The organism is Mesorhizobium sp. KACC 23794, assembly GCF_052180275.1.
GTDB lineage: Bacteria > Pseudomonadota > Alphaproteobacteria > Rhizobiales > Rhizobiaceae > Kumtagia.
Genome location: NZ_CP197465.1, coordinates 4,240,061 through 4,257,733 on the forward strand (window position 1 = coordinate 4,240,061; position 17,673 = coordinate 4,257,733).

General features: G+C 65.1%; 13 protein-coding genes and 1 tRNA gene. 7 read left to right on the forward strand and 7 right to left on the reverse strand.

The window, feature by feature from the left end:
- Positions 1 to 9: 9 nt before the first annotated feature.
- Positions 10 to 3,507 (reverse strand): transcription-repair coupling factor, encoded by a 3,498-nt coding sequence (gene mfd / locus ACSBOB_RS20895; protein WP_442578002.1) that lies wholly within the window; start codon positions 3,505 to 3,507, stop codon positions 10 to 12.
- Positions 3,508 to 3,511: 4 nt separating this feature from the next.
- Positions 3,512 to 3,805, reverse strand: a complete 294-nt coding sequence (locus tag ACSBOB_RS20900; RefSeq protein ID WP_442578003.1) for an FAD assembly factor SdhE — start codon at positions 3,803 to 3,805, stop codon at positions 3,512 to 3,514.
- A 104-nt stretch (positions 3,806 to 3,909) separates the two neighbouring features.
- Between ACSBOB_RS20900 and recG the strand changes: the two genes are divergently transcribed.
- Together recG and ACSBOB_RS20910 are read left to right on the forward strand one after the other, a co-directional pair.
- Positions 3,910 to 6,018, forward strand: a complete 2,109-nt coding sequence (recG, locus tag ACSBOB_RS20905; RefSeq protein ID WP_442578004.1) for an ATP-dependent DNA helicase RecG — start codon at positions 3,910 to 3,912, stop codon at positions 6,016 to 6,018.
- A gap of 150 nt (positions 6,019 to 6,168) precedes the next feature.
- On the forward strand, positions 6,169 to 6,333 hold the full coding sequence (locus tag ACSBOB_RS20910) for a hypothetical protein (RefSeq protein WP_442578005.1): 165 nt from the start codon (positions 6,169 to 6,171) through the stop codon (positions 6,331 to 6,333).
- 83 nt (positions 6,334 to 6,416) lie between these two features.
- On the opposite strand, the gene ACSBOB_RS20915 is transcribed toward ACSBOB_RS20910, so the two are convergent.
- From ACSBOB_RS20915 to ACSBOB_RS20935, 5 genes are all read right to left on the reverse strand, one after another.
- The gene (locus tag ACSBOB_RS20915; RefSeq protein WP_442578006.1) at positions 6,417 to 7,217 is read right to left on the reverse strand and encodes a CatB-related O-acetyltransferase; all 801 of its coding nucleotides are present in this window, start codon (positions 7,215 to 7,217) and stop codon (positions 6,417 to 6,419) included.
- A 43-nt stretch (positions 7,218 to 7,260) separates the two neighbouring features.
- The gene (locus ACSBOB_RS20920; RefSeq protein ID WP_442578007.1) at positions 7,261 to 7,989 is read right to left on the reverse strand and encodes a DUF502 domain-containing protein; all 729 of its coding nucleotides are present in this window, start codon (positions 7,987 to 7,989) and stop codon (positions 7,261 to 7,263) included.
- 100 nt (positions 7,990 to 8,089) lie between these two features.
- Positions 8,090 to 9,913, reverse strand: a complete 1,824-nt coding sequence (gene glmS, locus ACSBOB_RS20925; protein WP_442578008.1) for a glutamine--fructose-6-phosphate transaminase (isomerizing) — start codon at positions 9,911 to 9,913, stop codon at positions 8,090 to 8,092.
- 149 nt (positions 9,914 to 10,062) lie between these two features.
- Entirely contained in the window at positions 10,063 to 11,418 is a 1,356-nt protein-coding gene (gene glmU / locus ACSBOB_RS20930; protein WP_442578009.1) for a bifunctional UDP-N-acetylglucosamine diphosphorylase/glucosamine-1-phosphate N-acetyltransferase GlmU, read from the reverse strand.
- Positions 11,419 to 11,524: 106 nt separating this feature from the next.
- The gene (locus tag ACSBOB_RS20935) at positions 11,525 to 12,277 is read right to left on the reverse strand and encodes a cytochrome c biogenesis CcdA family protein (protein ID WP_442578010.1); all 753 of its coding nucleotides are present in this window, start codon (positions 12,275 to 12,277) and stop codon (positions 11,525 to 11,527) included.
- A 193-nt stretch (positions 12,278 to 12,470) separates the two neighbouring features.
- Here ACSBOB_RS20935 and ACSBOB_RS20940 point away from each other — a divergent pair.
- The 5 genes from ACSBOB_RS20940 to ACSBOB_RS20960 all read left to right on the forward strand — a co-directional run bounded on the left by ACSBOB_RS20940 (position 12,471) and on the right by ACSBOB_RS20960 (position 17,494).
- Positions 12,471 to 12,546 (forward strand) — tRNA-Lys (locus ACSBOB_RS20940).
- A 310-nt stretch (positions 12,547 to 12,856) separates the two neighbouring features.
- On the forward strand, positions 12,857 to 13,819 hold the full coding sequence (locus ACSBOB_RS20945) for a LysR family transcriptional regulator (protein ID WP_442578011.1): 963 nt from the start codon (positions 12,857 to 12,859) through the stop codon (positions 13,817 to 13,819).
- A 456-nt stretch (positions 13,820 to 14,275) separates the two neighbouring features.
- A complete protein-coding gene (locus tag ACSBOB_RS20950) occupies positions 14,276 to 15,436 on the forward strand; it encodes a CaiB/BaiF CoA transferase family protein (protein ID WP_442578012.1) in 1,161 nt (386 codons plus the stop codon).
- Positions 15,433 to 16,593, forward strand: coding sequence for an acyl-CoA dehydrogenase family protein (locus tag ACSBOB_RS20955; protein WP_442578013.1), 1,161 nt, complete (start codon positions 15,433 to 15,435; stop codon positions 16,591 to 16,593). Before ACSBOB_RS20950 ends, ACSBOB_RS20955 begins: the two co-directional genes overlap by 4 nt.
- A gap of 37 nt (positions 16,594 to 16,630) precedes the next feature.
- A complete protein-coding gene (locus ACSBOB_RS20960; protein ID WP_442578014.1) occupies positions 16,631 to 17,494 on the forward strand; it encodes an FAS1-like dehydratase domain-containing protein in 864 nt (287 codons plus the stop codon).
- Positions 17,495 to 17,673: the final 179 nt, after the last annotated feature.

Genomic DNA, 17,673 nt, shown 5'->3' on the forward strand with positions numbered 1-17,673 from the left:
AGACTGTTCTCACGCCGCTGCCTTCGTCGCCAGCCGCGCCAGTTGCGTCATCACCACCGCCGAGCCCGACAGGCGCTTCTCCGGATTCGGCCAGTCGCGGATGAAGACGACGCTCTGGTCAGGCCGAATCTTCGCCATCGAGCCTTGCTCGCCGATGTAGCGCACCAGCCCGGCCGGGTCGGCGAATGTGCGCTTGCGGAAATGGATGACGACGCCTTTCGGCCCCGCATCCAGCTTCTCGACATTGGCTTTCCGGCAAAGCCCCTTGATGAAGACGATTTTCAGCAGATGCTCCACTTCCTGCGGCAGCGGCCCGAAACGGTCGATCAGTTCCGCCGCGAAGGCGTCGATCTCCTCCGGCGTGTCGAGGTCGGCCAGCCGGCGGTAAAGCGCCAGCCGCAGTTGCAGATCGGGAACATAAGTTTCCGGGATCATCACCGCCGTGCCGATGGCGATCTGCGGCGACCAGTCGCCGTCCAACACCTCGCCGGAACCGCGGATCTCGGCGACGGCCTCCTCCAGCATCTGCTGGTAGAGTTCGAAGCCGACCTCCTTGATGTGGCCGGACTGTTCCTCGCCGAGAAGATTGCCGGCGCCGCGGATGTCGAGGTCGTGGCTGGCGAGCTGAAAACCGGCGCCCAGCGTGTCCAGCGATTGCAGCACCTTCAGCCTGCGGTCGGCCGTGTCGGTGAGTTTGCGGTTGGCCGGCAGCGTGAACAGCGCGTAGGCGCGCGTCTTCGAGCGGCCGACGCGCCCACGCAACTGGTAGAGCTGGGCCAGACCGAACATGTCGGCGCGGTGGACGATCAGCGTGTTGGCGGTCGGGATGTCCAGCCCGGATTCAACGATGGTGGTGGACAGCAGAACGTCGTACTGGCCGTCGTAGAAGGCGTTCATGATGTCGTCGAGTTCGCCGGGCGGCATCTGGCCGTGGGCCGTGCCGACCTTCAGTTCCGGCACCGAGGCGTGGAGGAATTCGCGCACCTCGGCTAAGTCGGAAATGCGCGGCACGACATAAAAACTCTGGCCACCGCGATAGCGCTCGCGCAGCAGCGTCTCGCGGATAACCAGCGGATCGTGCGGCGAGATGAAGGTGCGCACCGCCAGCCGGTCGACCGGCGGCGTGGCGATCAGCGACAGTTCGCGCACGCCGGTCAGCGCCAGTTGCATGGTGCGCGGTATCGGCGTGGCCGACAGCGTCAGCACATGCACGTCGCTCTTCAGCTCCTTCAGCCGCTCCTTGTGCTTCACGCCAAAATGCTGCTCCTCGTCGATGATCAGCAGGCCGAGCCGCTTGAAGGAGATTGCACTACCCAGAAGCGCGTGGGTGCCGACAACGATGTCGACCTTGCCCTCGGCGATGTCCTTCTTGGTCTCGGCCAGTTCCTTGGCCGGCACCATGCGCGACGCCTGGTGGACGATCAGCGGCAGGCCGGAGAAGCGCTGGGTGAAGGTCTTGAAATGCTGGCGCGACAGCAGCGTGGTCGGCACGACGACCGCGACCTGGAACCCTTCCATCGCGGCGAGGAAAGCGGCGCGCAACGCCACCTCCGTCTTGCCGAAGCCGACGTCACCGCAGATCAGACGGTCCATCGGCTTGCCGGCGGAGAGATCGTCCATCACCGAATCGATTGCGCGCTGCTGGTCGTCGGTTTCCTCGTAGGGGAACCGCGCGGCGAACTCGCCATAGACCCCTTCCGGCGGGCTGAAGACCGGCGCTGCACGCATCTGCCGTTCGGCGGCCAGCCGGATCAGCCCGCCCGCCATGTCGAGCAGGCGTTTCTTCAGCCTGGCTTTGCGCGCCTGCCACGAACCGCCGCCGAGCTTGTCGAGCGTCGCCTCGGCCGAGTCCGAGCCGTAGCGCGAGAGAAGCTCGATGTTTTCGACCGGCAGGAACAGCCGGTCGTCGCCGGCATAGTGGATTTCCAGGCAATCATGCGGCGCGCCGAGCGCCTCGATGGTCTTCAGGCCGATGAAACGGCCGATGCCGTGGTCGGTATGGACGACGATGTCGCCGGCCGACAGCGACGACGCCTCGGCGATGAAGTCCGCCGCCTTGCGGCGCTTGGATCGGCGCACCAGGCGATCACCGAGAACGTCCTGCTCGGCAACGACGACGAAGGCATCGGTCTCGAAGCCGGATTCCAGCGGCAGCGCGGTCATTCCCGCCTGCCCGGAGGACATCTTCTCGACATCGGAGAGCGTCGAGACCGGCTTCAGATTGCCGAGGCCGTGTTCGCCGAGGATCTGTGCGAGCCGGTCGAGCGAACCGTCGGTCCAGCCGGCGAGCACCACTTTTCGCTTGTCGGCCCTGAGCGCGGCAATGTGGTCGACCGCCGCCTGGAAGACATTGGCGTTCGGGTCAGCCCGCTCGCGCTCAAAACTGCGGCCCTGGCGCGAGCCGGCATGCAGCACTTTTCTGCCGCCGGCGTTGGGTGCGGCGAAGGGCGTGAACTCGGCCGACAGAAGGTCCGGCAGCGCCGCCGCGATATCGTCCGGCGACAGATACATTTTTCCGGGCGGCACCGGGCGATAAGGCACGGCGTCCTTCATGGCGCCATCAATCTGCTGGCGGCGCGCCTGGTAATAATCCTCGATCAGCGTGTGACGCTCGCCAAGCGCCTCGCGCGCCAGATGGTCGAAGACGAAGGGCGCGTCCGGCAGGTAATCGAACAGCGTCTCCAGCCCATCGTAGAAGAAGGGCAGCCAATGCTCCATGCCGGCAAAACGCCGGCCCTCGCTGACCGCCGCGTAAAGCGCGTCGTCCCGGTTGGGCGCGCCGAAGGCTTCGATATAACTGCGGCGGAAGCGGCTGATGGTTTCGGGCGTCAGCGCCACCTCGCTCATCGCCTGCAACGTGATCTCGGTGCGCTGGCCGGTGGTGCGCTGGCTGGCGACGTCGAAGGCACGGATGGAATCCAGCGTGTCGCCGAAGAAATCGAGCCGCAGCGCCTCGGCGGCACCGGGCGCGAACAGGTCCAGAATGCCGCCGCGTACAGCAAACTCGCCAACCTCGCGCACGGTCGCCACGCGGTCGAAGCCAGAATTCTCCAGCCGTGCGGTCAGCGCTTTCATGTCGACCTGGTTGCCGGTTTTGGCGCGAAATGTCTGCGCCTCCACGGCGGCGCGCGGCGGCATGCGCTGCACCAGCGCGTTGGCGGTGGTGAGCACCACTGCGCGGTGCGGTTTTCGCGCCAGCGCCGCCATCGCGCTCATCGCCTCGACCCGCCGCGCCGTCGCATCGGCCCCCGGCGAGACACGGTCGTAAGGCAAGCAGTCCCAGGCCGGGAATTCCAGCACCGGCAGGTCGGGCGCGACGAAGGCCAGCGCATCGGCAATCGCCGGCAGGCGCTCGCCGCCACGCGCCACGAACACCACCGGGCCGTCCGGGGCGGCTTCAGACGACAACGCGGCAAGCGCAAAGGCCTCGAAACCTTCTGCCACGCCATCGACGAGGACGGCGCCCGTGCTCTGTTTGCGCAGGCCGAGGGATTTGATCAGGGACATGGAATCAGCTTTGGAAAGTCATCGCCTGCCGGAAGGCGACGATTTTTTTGAGGATTTCGTTGTCGTTTCCGTCGGGGATCGGCTGTTCGCCGGTCGCCAATGGCAGGAGCACCGGGTCGGAAACGTCGAGAAGCCTCTCATATTGGTCGAGTTCGGCGTGGGTCAAGTCGGCGATGCGGGCATCGGCGAATGAGCCGAGGATCAGGTCCATCTCGCGCATGCCGCGATGCCAGGAGCGGAACAGCAGTTTTCGCCGCCTGATATCCAGCCCCTCGCTCGATCGTGTGGTTCCGGTCATGGGATGCCCTTTCGCCGCGCGGCGCATATAGCGTGGATAGAGGCGGGTGTCAGCCTTGCGCTGTCAGCAGTGATGCCTAACATCGCGGCGGTGAGAGTTTCCTGATGCGCCCTTCCCTCCTCGATCCGCTGTTCGTGCCGGTCACCTCGCTCGACGGCGTCGGCCCCAAGGTCGCTACACTGATCGAAAAGGTCGTGCCCGCCGACCTGACGGCCCGCGAGGCGCGCGCCGGCGACCTCTTGTTCACGCTCCCCAGCAGCATCATCGACCGCCGCAACCGGCCGGGGATAGCGCTTTCGGCCGAAGGCGCGATCGTCACGCTCGACGTGCGCGTCGACCGCCACCAGCCGCCGCCGCGCGGCAACCGTTCGGTGCCGTACAGAGTGTTCGTGCACGACGACACCGGCGAGATGGCGCTGACGTTCTTCCATGCCAATGCGACATGGCTGGAGCGCAGCTTGCCGGTCGGTGAGCATGTCGTGGTCAGCGGCCGGATGGAATGGTTCAACGGCCGTCCGTCCATGGTGCACCCCGACCACATCGCGTTCGCCGACAAGGCGGAGGGATTGCCGCTCGTCGAGCCGGTCTATCCGCTGACCGCCGGCCTGCACGCCAAGGTGCTGCGCCGCGCCATCGGCCAGGCGCTGGCGCGCCTGCCGGCGCTGCCGGAATGGCAGGACGCCGAGCTGATGCGCCGCCAGACGTTTCCGGGCTTCGCCGACGCATTGCGCCGCATCCACAATCCGGCCGATCCGATCGACGTGTCGCCGGAGGCTGCGGCGTGGCGGCGGCTTGCCTATGACGAGATCCTCGCCGGCCAGGTGTCGCTCGCCCTGGTGCGCGCCAACGTCCACAAGCACGTCGGCCGACGGCTGCAAGGGGACGGCGCCCGCATCGAGGCCCTGCGCGCCGCCCTGCCCTACAGGCTCACCGCCTCGCAGGAACAGGCGCTGACCGAGATCGATGTCGACATGGCAAAGCCGGACCGTATGCTGCGCTTGCTGCAGGGCGATGTCGGCTCGGGCAAGACGGTGGTGGCGCTGCTCGCCATGGCGCGCGCGGTAGAGGCCGGCGGACAGGCGGCTCTGATGGCGCCGACCGAAATTCTCGCGCGCCAACATTTTTCGACCATCGCGCCGCTGGCGGAAAAAGCGGGGCTTGCGGTCGCCGTGCTGACCGGGCGCGAAAAAGGCCGTGAGCGGGCCGGCATCCTTGAAGGGTTGGAAAACGGGTCGATCGACATCGTCATCGGCACCCATGCGCTGTTCCAGGAGACGGTTCGTTTTCGCGACCTCGCCTTCGCCGTCGTCGACGAGCAGCACCGCTTCGGTGTCCACCAGCGGCTGGCGATCACCGCCAAAGGCGAGGCGCCGGACATGCTGGTGATGACGGCGACGCCTATCCCGCGCACGCTGGTGCTGACCGCTTTCGGCGACATGGACGTGTCGCGGCTGACCGAGAAGCCGGCGGGGCGGCAGCCGATCCGCACGGTCACCCTGCCCTTCGAGCGCTATGACGAACTGGTCGGGCGAATCTCGGACGCCCTCGCCGAAGGCCAGAAAATCTACTGGATCTGCCCGCTGGTCGAGGATTCCGACGAAGTCGAGCTCACCTCCGTCGAGGAACGGCACGCCGCCTTGCGGCAGGAATTCGGATCGCGCGTCGGGCTGGTGCATGGCCGGATGAACGGCCGCGACAAGGACGAGGCGATGCGCGCCTTCAAGCAGGGCGAGACCCGCGTGCTGGTCGCCACCACAGTGGTCGAGGTGGGCGTCGACGTGCCGGACGCCACCATCATCGTCATCGAGCACGCCGAACGATTCGGCCTAGCGCAACTCCACCAGTTGCGCGGCCGCGTCGGGCGCGGCTCGAAGGCGTCGACCTGCGTGCTGCTCTACAAGCCGCCGCTCGGTGAGACGGCCACCGCCCGCCTGTCGGTGCTGCGCGAGACCGAGGACGGCTTTCGGATCGCCGAGGAAGATCTGAAGCTGCGCGGCGAAGGCGAATTGCTCGGCACGCGGCAATCGGGCACGCCCGGCTTCCAGATCGCCCGGCTGGAGTTCCATGCCGACCTGCTGGAGATCGCGCGCAGCGACGCAAGGCTGCTGCTCACGCGAGATCCCGCCCTGGAATCCGAACGCGGCGAAGCCATCCGCGTGTTGCTCTATCTGTTCGGGCGTGACGAGGCGGTGCGGCTTCTTCGGGCCGGGTGACGCCGGGCGGCTGGCCCAGGCAATTCTGGCAGTTTGCGGAATGCCGGGTCGGCGACGTCTATCGTGCACGGGCGATGTACGGCAAAACGCAGGTCGAGCGGCGCATTCGGATTCGGCCGTCGAAGCACCCGACCATCACGGAGACCCTGAATGCGGCGATTGGTGATGCTTGCGGTCCTGGCGGCGATGCCGGTGCTGGCAAGCTGTGCGACCGAAAGCAGCGGCGTGGTCTATGGGCCGCCCTGCGGCATCAGCGCCTATGAGGGCGGCCATTGCCCATATATCGGTTACAGGACGCCCGTTCCGTTGGGATAGGCGCGGCATGCAAGGCTTTGTCCAGCCGACGATCCGGCTGGCCCGAGCCAAACCGCAGCGTCGATGCGGCTGCGTCCTGTCTGCTACGCCGCATCTTCCCCGGCAGATGGCGTATCGACGGGATCGGCCGCGACAACCGCTTCGCTTTCGGGCGGCCGCGCCTGCACCAGTTCGAAACCATCGCGCGTCGCCCGGATGGAGGCGTATTTCGCCTTGCTCCGGGTGATCTCCCCGGCCTTTTCGCGACGCGTGATCTCCTTGATCGCCGCGGCGGGGTCGTCGAAGGCAATGTCGGAAAGCGCCGGCGCCAGGAATTCCCACCATTTCAGCTTCTTCAGCCTGCCGACCAGCGCATGGTCGGCAAAACGGTTGCGGATGAGTTTTGCCGGAACGCCGCCGACGATCGTATAGGGTTCGACGTCGCGGGTGACGACGGCGCCCGCTGCGATGACCGCCCCATTGCCGATCTTGACGCCTTTCAGCACCATGACGTTGGAACCGATCCATACATCGTTGCCGACGACCGTGTCCGGCCCGCCCGCCTCGTCATCCGGCCGTTCGATCGTGACGAACTCCTTCATCGGCGGATAGAACGAGAACTTGCTCTTCTGATACTGGAAGGATGATGTGCCCAGCCACGTCGTCGGATGGTCCGGCTCGCCGATGCTGAAATTGGCGCCGATGCTGCAATAGCGGCCGATGACCGGGTTGCCGCTGACATAGGCCGGCCGCATGAACGAATAGGCGCCGATGCGCATGCCCTGGTAGCACCAGAGATCCTGGAAGCGGACAGGAGCCTCGAACTGCAGCTTGCGCCCCAGGTTCAGCTTGCACTTGCCGGTGAAGACGACCCCGTGCTCGACCGCGTCCGAAAGCGACTTCAACGGCGTCTTCGTCCACCTGGAATCCGGCACTCGCAACACCCCCTCAGATGGTCCCACGCTTTTGGCTGGCGACGGCCTGCTCGGCCAGCGAAATGTCGATCGGCTCTCCCTGCCCGGGAAGTGCCGTGCGCTTGTATTGCGGCGCGACGAGGCCGGCCGAGACGATCAGCTTGGCGCCGTCCTCGATGGTCATGTCAAGCACGACGATCTCCGAACGGTAGACATACATCAGGAAGCCGGTGGTCGGATTGGGCGTGCACGGCATGAACACGGCGACCAGCGGATCGCCCGGCTTGTCCAGCCTGGCATTGATCTCGGTATCCTTTTCGCCGGCCACGAAAACCAGCGACCAGACGCCCTTGCGCGGATATTCGACCATGCCGACGGTGCTGAACATGTCGCTCTTGTGGGAGAGCACCGTCTCGAAGATCTGCTTCAGCGCCTTGTAGACGCCGCGAACCAGCGGCATGCGGCCGAGCAGCCCCTCGCCGAAGCGGACGATCGAGCGGCCGATGAAATTGGCGGTCAGGAAGCCGATCATGGTGATCATGAACAGCGCCACCAGCAGACCGAAACCGGGCACGGCGAAAGGCAGGTAATTGTCCGGATTGTAGCTCGACGGGATATAGGGCTTCACCCAGGAATCGACCCAATGGACAAAGGTCCAGGCGATATAGGCGGTGATCGCCAGCGGCGCGATGACGATGACGCCGGTGAGGAAATAATTCCTTAGCCGCGTCATGCCGGACATTTTTATGGGAACGTCGCTCATTACCCGCCGAAGCTATTGTGCACCGCACGCCGGAATAGACCATTCCTCATGCGATGACACAATCCACAAACGCGGCGGGCAGTTCCAGGGCGCCCGCCGGCTATTCCACCGTCACCGACTTGGCGAGATTGCGCGGCTGGTCGACGTCGGTGCCCATCACCACGGCGGTGAAATAGGCCAGCATCTGGATCGGCAGCGCATAGATGATCGGCGAGATGATCTCGGGCACGTCCGGCAGCACGATCGTCTCCAGCGTGGCGATGCCGGCACGCTCGGCGCCCTTGCGATCGGTGATCAGGATGATCTTGCCGCCGCGCGCCGCCACTTCCTGCATGTTGGAAACGGTCTTGTCGAAGATGCGGTCGTAGGGCGCAATGACGATCACCGGCATCTTCTCGTCGATCAGCGCGATTGGTCCGTGCTTCAACTCGCCGGCAGCATAGCCCTCGGCATGGATATAGGAGATTTCCTTGAGCTTCAGCGCGCCTTCCATGGCGAGCGGGTAATTGGTGTCGCGGCCGAGATAAAGCACATGGCGATAATGCGTCAGTTCATGCGCCACCCTGTCGATCTGGCGGTCGAGCTTCAGCACCTGGCTGGCAAAACGCGGCGCTTCCGCCAGTTCGCGCACCAGCACCTTCTCCCGCTCCGGCGAGATCGTGCCGCGCTCGACTCCGGCGCGCAGCGCGAGCGACGCCAGCACCGAAAGCTGGCAGGTGAAGGCTTTGGTCGAGGCAACGCCGATCTCGGGGCCAGCCAGCGTCGGCAAGGTCACGTCCGATTCGCGCGAAATGGTCGAGCCGCGCACGTTGACGACCGCGCCGATCGGAATCCCTTCCTGCCGGCAGTAGCGCAGCGAGGCCAGCGTGTCGGCGGTCTCGCCCGACTGCGAGATGAACAGCGCCGCGCTGTTCTTCGACAGCGGCATCTCGCGGTAGCGGAATTCCGAGGCGATATCGATGTCGACCGGCAGGCGCGCAAAACGCTCGAACCAGTATTTGCCGACGAGCCCGCTGAGATAGGCCGTGCCGCAGGCCGAAATGGCGAGGCGGTCGAGCGACTTGAAGTCGAAGGGCAGATCCAGAGCGCGCGTCGTGCCCGCGGCGAAGTCGAGATAGTGGGCGAGCGTGTGGGAGATGACTTCCGGCTGCTCGTGGATTTCCTTCTCCATGAAATGCCGGTGGTTGCCCTTGTCGACCAGGAAGCTGGTGCCGACCGACTGCTGGCGCTTGCGCTCCACCGGCTCGCCGGCCATGTCGTAGATCTGTGCGTGGCTGCGCCGCACCACCGCCCAGTCGCCATCCTCCAGATAGGTGATCGAGTTGGTGAAGGGCGACAGCGCGATCGCGTCGGACCCGAGATACATCTCGCCGTCGCCGTGGCCGATCGCCAGCGGCGGGCCGTTGCGGGCGCCGACGATCAAATCTTCGTCGCCGCTGAACATGATGGCGAGTGCGAAAGCGCCCTCAAGCCGTTTCAGCGCGCGATGCGCGGCATCGACGGGGCGGGCGCCCCGCTTCACTTCACGCGCCACCAGGTGCGCGACCACCTCGGTGTCGGTCTGCGAGGCGAAATCGTAGCCGTCGGCCTTCAACTCCTCGCGCAACTCGGCAAAATTCTCGATGATGCCGTTGTGGACGATGGCGACGCCGTTGGAAAAATGCGGATGCGCATTGGTCTCGTTGGGTACGCCGTGCGTCGCCCAGCGCGTGTGGCCGATGCCGATCTTGCCGCCCAGTGGCTCTTCGCCGAGCCGGCGCTCAAGATTGATCAACTTGCCCTGCGAGCGGCGGCGGTCGAGCGCGCCGGCCTCGATCGTGGCGACGCCGGCCGAATCATAACCCCGGTATTCGAGCCGTTTCAGCGCATCGACAATGAGCGGCGCCACCGGCGACTGGCCCACGATCCCGACAATGCCACACATCTTTGCATCCCTGGTTGCAACCCGCGAAATAGTCCGGCAGCGTTCTAGAAGAAGCCGACGGGCGGGCGATAATCAATTTCGGTGTCAGTCCATGACAAGCACTTGCCCGAATAACTCTATCGGGCGAGGCCTTCCAATCCGTTAGCGCGCTATTCTGCTGCTTTTTTGGCGGAAGCAAGACGCTCGCGCAGCATCCGGCCGCGTTCCGGCAAGGTCTTCTGGCGCGCACGGCCGAAGGCCAGCGCATCGGCCGGCACGTCCTCGGTGATGACGCTGCCCGCCGCCACATTTCCGCCGTCGCCGATGCTCACCGGAGCCACCAGCGACGAGTTCGAACCGATGAAGGCGCCGCGGCCGATATCGGTGTGGGATTTGGTGTAGCCGTTGTAATTGCAGGTGATCGTGCCCGCGCCGATGTTGGCGTCGGCGCCGACCCGCGCGTCCCCGATGTAGGAGAGATGGCTGATCTTGGCTCCCGCCTCGATCGTCGACTTCTTGACCTCGCAGAAATTGCCGATCTTGGCCCTCTCGGCAATGTCGGCGCCGGGCCGCAGCCGCGCAAAGGGACCGATTTCGGCGCCCGGCCCGATCTCGGCGCCCTCGATGTGGGAGAAGGCATGGATTACCGCGCCCCCCTCCACCGTCACGCCGGGGCCAAAGAAGACATTGGGCTCAATGTATGCATCGGCACCGATTTCGGTATCGTACGCGAAAAACACCGTATCCGGCGCGACCAGGGTGACGCCGTCCAGCATCGCCTCGCGACGGCGACGCTTCTGCCAGATCGCCTCGCCTTCGGCGAGTTCGGCGCGGTTGTTGATGCCCAGCGCGTTCTCGAAACTCGCCTCGGTGGCAAAGACGTCGAGGCCTTGCGCTGCGGCAATCGCCACGATGTCGGTCAGATAAAATTCGCCCTTGGCGTTGGCGTTGCCGACCGCATCAAGCAGCTTGAGGGCATGTTTTCCGTCGATCGCCATCAGGCCGGAATTGCAGAAGGTGATCCGACGCTCCTGCTCAGAACAATCCTTCTCCTCGCGGATCGCGGCAAGCTTGCCGTCAGCCTCGATCAGCCGGCCGTAACCGGTCGGGTTCGGCGTGCGGAAGCCGAGCACGACGACAGCGGCGCCCTCGGCCAACTTCTCGCGCGCGGCGGTGAGCGCCCCGGCCTCGATCAGGGGCGTGTCGCCGAACATGACGAGCACGTCGTCATACCCCCTGGCGATCGCATCACGCGCCGCCAGCACCGCATGCGCCGTGCCGAGGCGCTTGTCCTGGACAAAACTTTCGGCGCGCGGCGCGAATTTCGCCGCCGCCTTGCGCATCTCGTCGGCGCCATGGCCGATCACCAGCGCCAGGTCGCCGGCGCCGGCAGCCTCGGCCGAGCGCGCGACATGCGCCACCATCGGCAGGCCGGCTATCTTGTGCAGCACTTTCGGCAAGGCGCTCTTCATGCGCGTGCCCTCGCCGGCGGCAAGGATGATCGACAGGCAACTTCTCGACGCCATGATTGCTTTCCGGTCGCAGGGGCTATGACTCGCGCCGCGTTCTAGCATCGACGACGCGCGCTTCCAACGGTCGCGTCAAACTATGCCGTCGCAGTAAAATCCCGTGTCAGCCCAGACGGGTGAGAATCGGAAAGACCTCCTGCAGCCAGTAGGCGCTGGACTGCAGACCGCCGGTCATGAACAGCACACCGGCGCCAACCAGCAGCGCGCCGATCACCTTCTCCACCCTGCCGAGATGGATGCGGAACCGCGACAGGAAGCGCATGAACGCTCCCGAAAACAGCGCAGCCACGAGGAAGGGGATGCCGAGGCCGAGCGAATAGGCGGCAAGCAGCAACGCGCCCTCGCCTACCGTGGCGCTGCCGCCGGCAAGCGTCAGGATCGGCCCGAGCACCGGCCCGATGCAGGGCGTCCAGCCGAACGCGAAGGCGAGCCCCATGACATAGGCGGCAAGCACGCTGGCCGGTTCGCCGCGCGCCTGGAAACGCGCCTCGCGCGACAGGAAGGGAATTTTCAGAACCCCGAGAAAGTTCAGGCCCATCAGGATGATGACGATGCCGGCTGCGAAACCGAGCGGCTCTTCCCAGGCCCGCAGCAGCCGCCCGATGGTCGAGGCGCCTGCCCCAAGCGTGACGAAAACGGTCGAAAAACCAAGGACAAAAGCCAGCGAGGTGAAAGCCAGCGAGCGGCGCGCCGGCACGGGCGCGACGCTCGCGGTCGCCCCCTGCCCGCGAAAATCGTCGACCGACACGCCGGCCATATAGCAGAGATAGGGCGGCACCAGCGGCAGCACGCAGGGCGACAGGAACGATAGCGCCCCGGCCCCCACCGCCGTCAGATACCCGACATCGACCGCCATCGGCAAACCTCGTTTCCACCGCCCGCATATAGACCCTGCGGGCAGCCACCTCCAATCACCTTGGCGTGGCGGAATGTCGCCGATGGGTGCGATAGGCAAAGCGCCTTGCGGCACGGGATTTTTTGCGATTGACCGACAGGGGCGCTATCCCTATGTTCCGCGGCATTTCGGGGGTGGCGACGCCGCCTCGCGGGAGCGCATAGCTCAGCCGGTAGAGCAACTGACTTTTAATCAGTAGGTCATGGGTTCGAATCCCATTGCGCTCACCACCCTGCCTCCTTCATCGCTCCGGGACATCGAACGAAACCTGTTCCGTAAGCGGGATATTTTCGAGTCGGGGGAGATCGCGCGTCGGCTCTGCCGTCAAAGACTCTGTGCTTGCCGCCTCCTCCGAACGCAAGGATCACGCAGGCACCGGAAATTCTCCCTAGTCTTGCGAGGATCGCCCCTATATCCCGGGCATGACATGCGTTAGGTTAGGTAGCTAAGATAACTTTATACTAGTCATCATAACCTTGGGATATGGCCATCCCGCCGCCCGATCAGGCGGCGAAATACGGCGCGAGGAGAGGCGACGTGATGGATATGCGACAACTGCGTTACTTTGCGCAGGTAGTGGAGAGCGGCTCATTCTCGAAGGCAGCTACGCATCTGCATGTCGCACAGCCGGCCTTGAGCCAGCACGTCCGCCACATGGAGGAGGAGCTGGGCGTCTCGCTTCTCCACCGCGGCACGCATGGCGTGTCGCCGACGGAAGCCGGCGACCGGCTCATGCGCCACGCCAAGCGCATTCTCGCGGAATTCGCCGAGATTCCGGACAGCGTCCGTGGCGAAGCGGTTGCGCCCCGCGGCGAGGTCCGCTTCGGCCTGCCCGGCACGGTCAGCGAGATCCTCGCCGCGCCGCTGATCGAGGCGGCACGCGAACGCTACCCTGAAGTGCGCATCCGCGTGGTCGAGGCGATGAGCGGCTACATCTTCGACTGGCTGAAGCGCGGCGACCTCGATCTGGCCATGATCTACAGCACCTCGGACCCGCGCGGCCTCGCCTTCCATCATGGGCTGTCGGAAGAGATCTGCCTGTTCGCCAAGCCGTCCTTCGGCGGCGAGGACGACATCAAGGGGGCCGCCATCCGGCTGAAGGACGCAGTTGCCCTGCCGCTGCTGGTGCCGGGGTCGGGACACGGCCTGCGCGAGTTACTCGAGGACGCCGCGCTGACCATCCGGGTTCCGATCGTTCCCGCCGTCGAGATCGATTCCTACAGTCAGATCAAGAAGCTGGCGCAGCGCGGGCTCGGATATGGCATCCTTCCCCGCATGGCGGTGCAGCGCGAGGAAGAGGCCGGCACCTTCCGCGTCTGGCGGATCGAAGAGCCGAAGATCACCCGCAAGGTCTATCTCGCCTATTCGACCGAACGCCCGCTGCTCAATGCGCCGCGCGCCATCGGCCAGTTGGCATGGGATATCCTGCGCCAGATGGTTCGCGACGCCGTCTGGACGGCCGAACTGTCGGAAGAAAGCCAGCGGCCGAATCTTTTTTCCTGAACGCCCCCCTGATGCGTGCCCTGCGAACGAGAATTTTCCGTTATCGGGCAACGGCTTATTCGGGCAGATAGAAGCTGTTCCTTATATTTCAAATGATCCGGGCGACCTGGCTCCAGCCCCCCGCTAACGGTGAAAGATCGAATATTTTCATTGGGATGACGTTTGCCAGCCGCGAAAATCCCGTAACGGTGTTCACAGGGTTCCGTTTCGGGCCGGACGCGAAGGCGCTTTTCGGCTTTCGGCGTTTCGGATTGACGAAGAGGGTTGCCGCAATCGCGGCGGCCTGTCGTTTCGAGTGACCAGGCCATCGAACAGTGCTCCGACCAGGCGGCCATTCCGAAAAGCTCTAGCGATCACGACCGGCTGCCTGACTTCGTTATACCCCTCATTGCTAAATCATCTTTGACTTGGCATCGCTCCGGCACGAGGTCTGGCCCGCGGAAAACAGGGCGAGACATGACCGGGGCGCTTGCAGGAACGACCGTCGTGGCGCTGGAGCAGGCCGTCGCGGCCCCGCTCGCGACATCGCGCCTTGCCGATGCCGGCGCCCGTGTTATCAAGCTGGAACGGCCCGACGGTGACTTTGCCCGCGGCTACGACGACTATGTGCTCGGCCAGTCGAGCTACTTCGTCTGGAACAACCGCGGCAAGCAATCCTGCACCGTCGACCTGAAGAAGCCCGAGGATCTGCAGCTTCTGCTGTCGATGCTGGAGCGGGCCGACGTCTTCGTCCAGAACCTGGCGGCAGGCGCCACCGACCGACTCGGCATCGGCAGCGCTGCTTTGCGCGAACGATTTCCGCGGCTCATCGTCTGCGACATAGGCGGTTATGCCGAAGGCACTCCCGATCATCAGCGCAAGGCATATGACCTTCTCATCCAGGCCGAGACCGGCCTCGCCAGCGTCACCGGCTCCGAACAATCGGGACCGAGCCGCGTCGGCATATCGGTATGCGACATCGCCACCGGCCAGGCCGCCTACGCCGCCATTCTCGAGGCGCTGCTGCTTCGCGAACGCACCGGGCGGGGTAGCCACGTCCAGCTCTCGCTGTTCGACACGATCGCCGAATTCATGAACGTGCCCTACCTCGCGCAGCGCTATGGCGACAGGACGCCCCGCCGCCCCGGTCTCGCGCACCCCTCCATCGCTCCCTACGGCGTGTTCGGGACCAGCGATGGCGAAATCCTCATCTCGATCCAGAACGAGCGCGAATGGAAGGTTTTTTGCGAGGAGGTGCTGCGTGACCCGGCCCTCGCCACCGATCCGCTCTACAGCCGCAACACGGAGCGCGTAAAAAACCGCGCAGGCCTGGACGCCAAGGTGCAGCAGGCGCTCGCGGGCGCTTCCTGCGACGAAATCTGCCGGCTGCTCGATGAGGTGCGCATCGCCTATGGCCGCCTGTCGACGGTCCGCGACCTGATGCAGCACCGCAGCGCCGCCTTCGCCGATGTCGAGACGCCCCAGGGCACGGTCGCGCTGCTCGCGCCTCCGAACGTCGTCGACGGCCGCCGTCCGACGCTGCGGCCGGTGCCGGCGCTTGGCGAGCACGACGATATGCTGCGGGCCGAATTCGGCTCGGGAAATGTCGCGGCCAAAACCCTGGAGCAGCCGGCTTGACGTTCGAAGCAGAAGATCATCCAGAAATCCGCGAGGCCGTCCGCAAGCTCTGCGAACGTTTTCCCGGCGAATACTGGCGCAGCTTGGATGCAGCTCGAGCCTACCCTGCCGAGTTCGTCGCGGCACTGACCGAGGCAGGCTATCTGGCGACGCTGATCCCGGAGGAGTTCGGCGGCGCCGGGCTGACGCTTTCCGCCGCGGCCGCCGTACTGGAAGAGGTGCAGCGCGCCGGCTGCAACGGCGCCGCCTGCCACGCGCAAATGTATGTCATGGGCACGGTATTGCGCCACGGCAATGCCGGGCAGAAGCAGCGCTTCCTGCCGCACATCGCCTCTGGTGAACTCAGACTGCAGGCGTTCGGCGTGACGGAACCGACCAGCGGGACGGACACGAGTTCGATCCGCACCTTTGCCCGCCGTGACGGCGACCACTATGTCGTCAACGGCCAGAAAATCTGGACGAGCCGGGCGGAATATTCAGACCTTATGCTGCTGCTCGCCCGCACCACGCCGCGCGACGAGGTGGCAAAACGCACCGACGGGCTTTCGGTCTTCATCCTCGACATGCGAGAGGCGCTGCAGAGCGGACTCAGCATCCGGCCGATCCGCACGATGATGAACCACTCGACCACCGAGGTGTTCTTCGACAATGTCCGTATTCCCGCCGAGAACCTGGTCGGCGAAGAAGGAAAGGGCTTTCGCTACATCCTGTCCGGCATGAATGCCGAGCGCATCCTGATCGCGGCGGAATGTGTCGGCGACGCCAAGTGGCTGATCGAGAAAGCGGCCGGCTATGCCAAGCAGCGCACCGTCTTCGGCCGCCCGATCGGCGCCAACCAGGGCGTGCAGTTCCCGATCGCCCGCGCTTACGCCAACATGCGCGCTGCCGAACTGATGGTGAAGGAAGCGGCGCGACTCTACGAAGCCGGCCGCGATTGCGGCGCTGAAGCCAACATGGCGAAGATGCTTGCCGCCGACGCCTCCAATGAGGCGGCCAACGCTTGCATCCAGACGCATGGCGGCTTCGGCTTTGCCGAGGAATACGATGTCGAGCGGAAATTCCGCGAAACGCGGCTCTACCAGGTTGCGCCGATCTCGACCAACCTGATCCTTTCCTATCTATCGGAACATGTGCTCGGCATGCCACGCTCGTATTGAGCGCCGGCGGGCGGCAACAGCATCGCGAGGCGGCATTTTGGCGGACGACGGCACAAAACCATTCGCCGAGTGGATCGGCAGGGCGTCCGAGAACGAGGACGTGATAACCGAACGGCTGGCCGCCAGCTTTCGAGCCATCTTCGAGCCACATCTTGCGCCCGTCGCCGATGGCGCGGCACCGCTCGGCATCCACTGGTGCCTGTCGCCGTCGATCGCCGGAATGGCTGAACTGGGCAGCGACGGGCATCCGGCCAAGAACCGCGACCTGCCGCCGGTGCCGCAGCCTCGCCGCATGTGGGCGGGTGGCAGCGTCGAGACTTTTGGGGAACTGCGGATCGGCGACCGAGTCCAACGCCGATCGACCATTGGCGACGTCTCGCGCAAATCCGGAAAGTCGGGGGAACTCTGGTTCGTGGCGGTCGAGCATGCCTATTCGACCGACCGGGGCGTCGCGATCAAGGAGCGGCACGACATCGTCTACCGCGAAGCGGCCAGGCCGGGGCCGGCCCTTCCTCCAGCCATTTCGCAGGCTGCCCCGGCGGAACGGCAGTTCAAGCGCTCCATCGCTGTGCCGACCTCGCCGGTGCTCCTGTTCCGCTACTCGGCGATCACCTTCAACGGCCACCGCATCCACTACGACCTGCCTTATGCGACGGGGGTCGAGGGCTATGCGGGCCTCGTTGTTCACGGGCCGATACAGGCGACCTTGCTGCTCAACCTCGCCGCCTCGGAGATCGGCACGCCACCGCAAAAATTCGACTACCGCGGCCTGTCGCCCGCGATCGCCGGAACGGACATCATGGTCAGGCGCGGCGCCGGTGCGGAAGCCGACACTTACTGGACGCAAGGCCAGGACGGCGCGGTCCACATGGAAGCCAAAGCGATCCTCCCGCCGCGATGAAAAAAGGCCGGGCTCGAATACGGCCCGGCCAAATTGAAGGTTCAAAACCTCCAGAGGGGAACACCATCCGGCGACAATGGGAGGAGAACCGCCGGATGATGACCGATATATGGGAACATTCCGGCGACAATTCCAATCATTCCCTTCCCAAAAACAGCCAATCGGGGGAAAATTCGTCC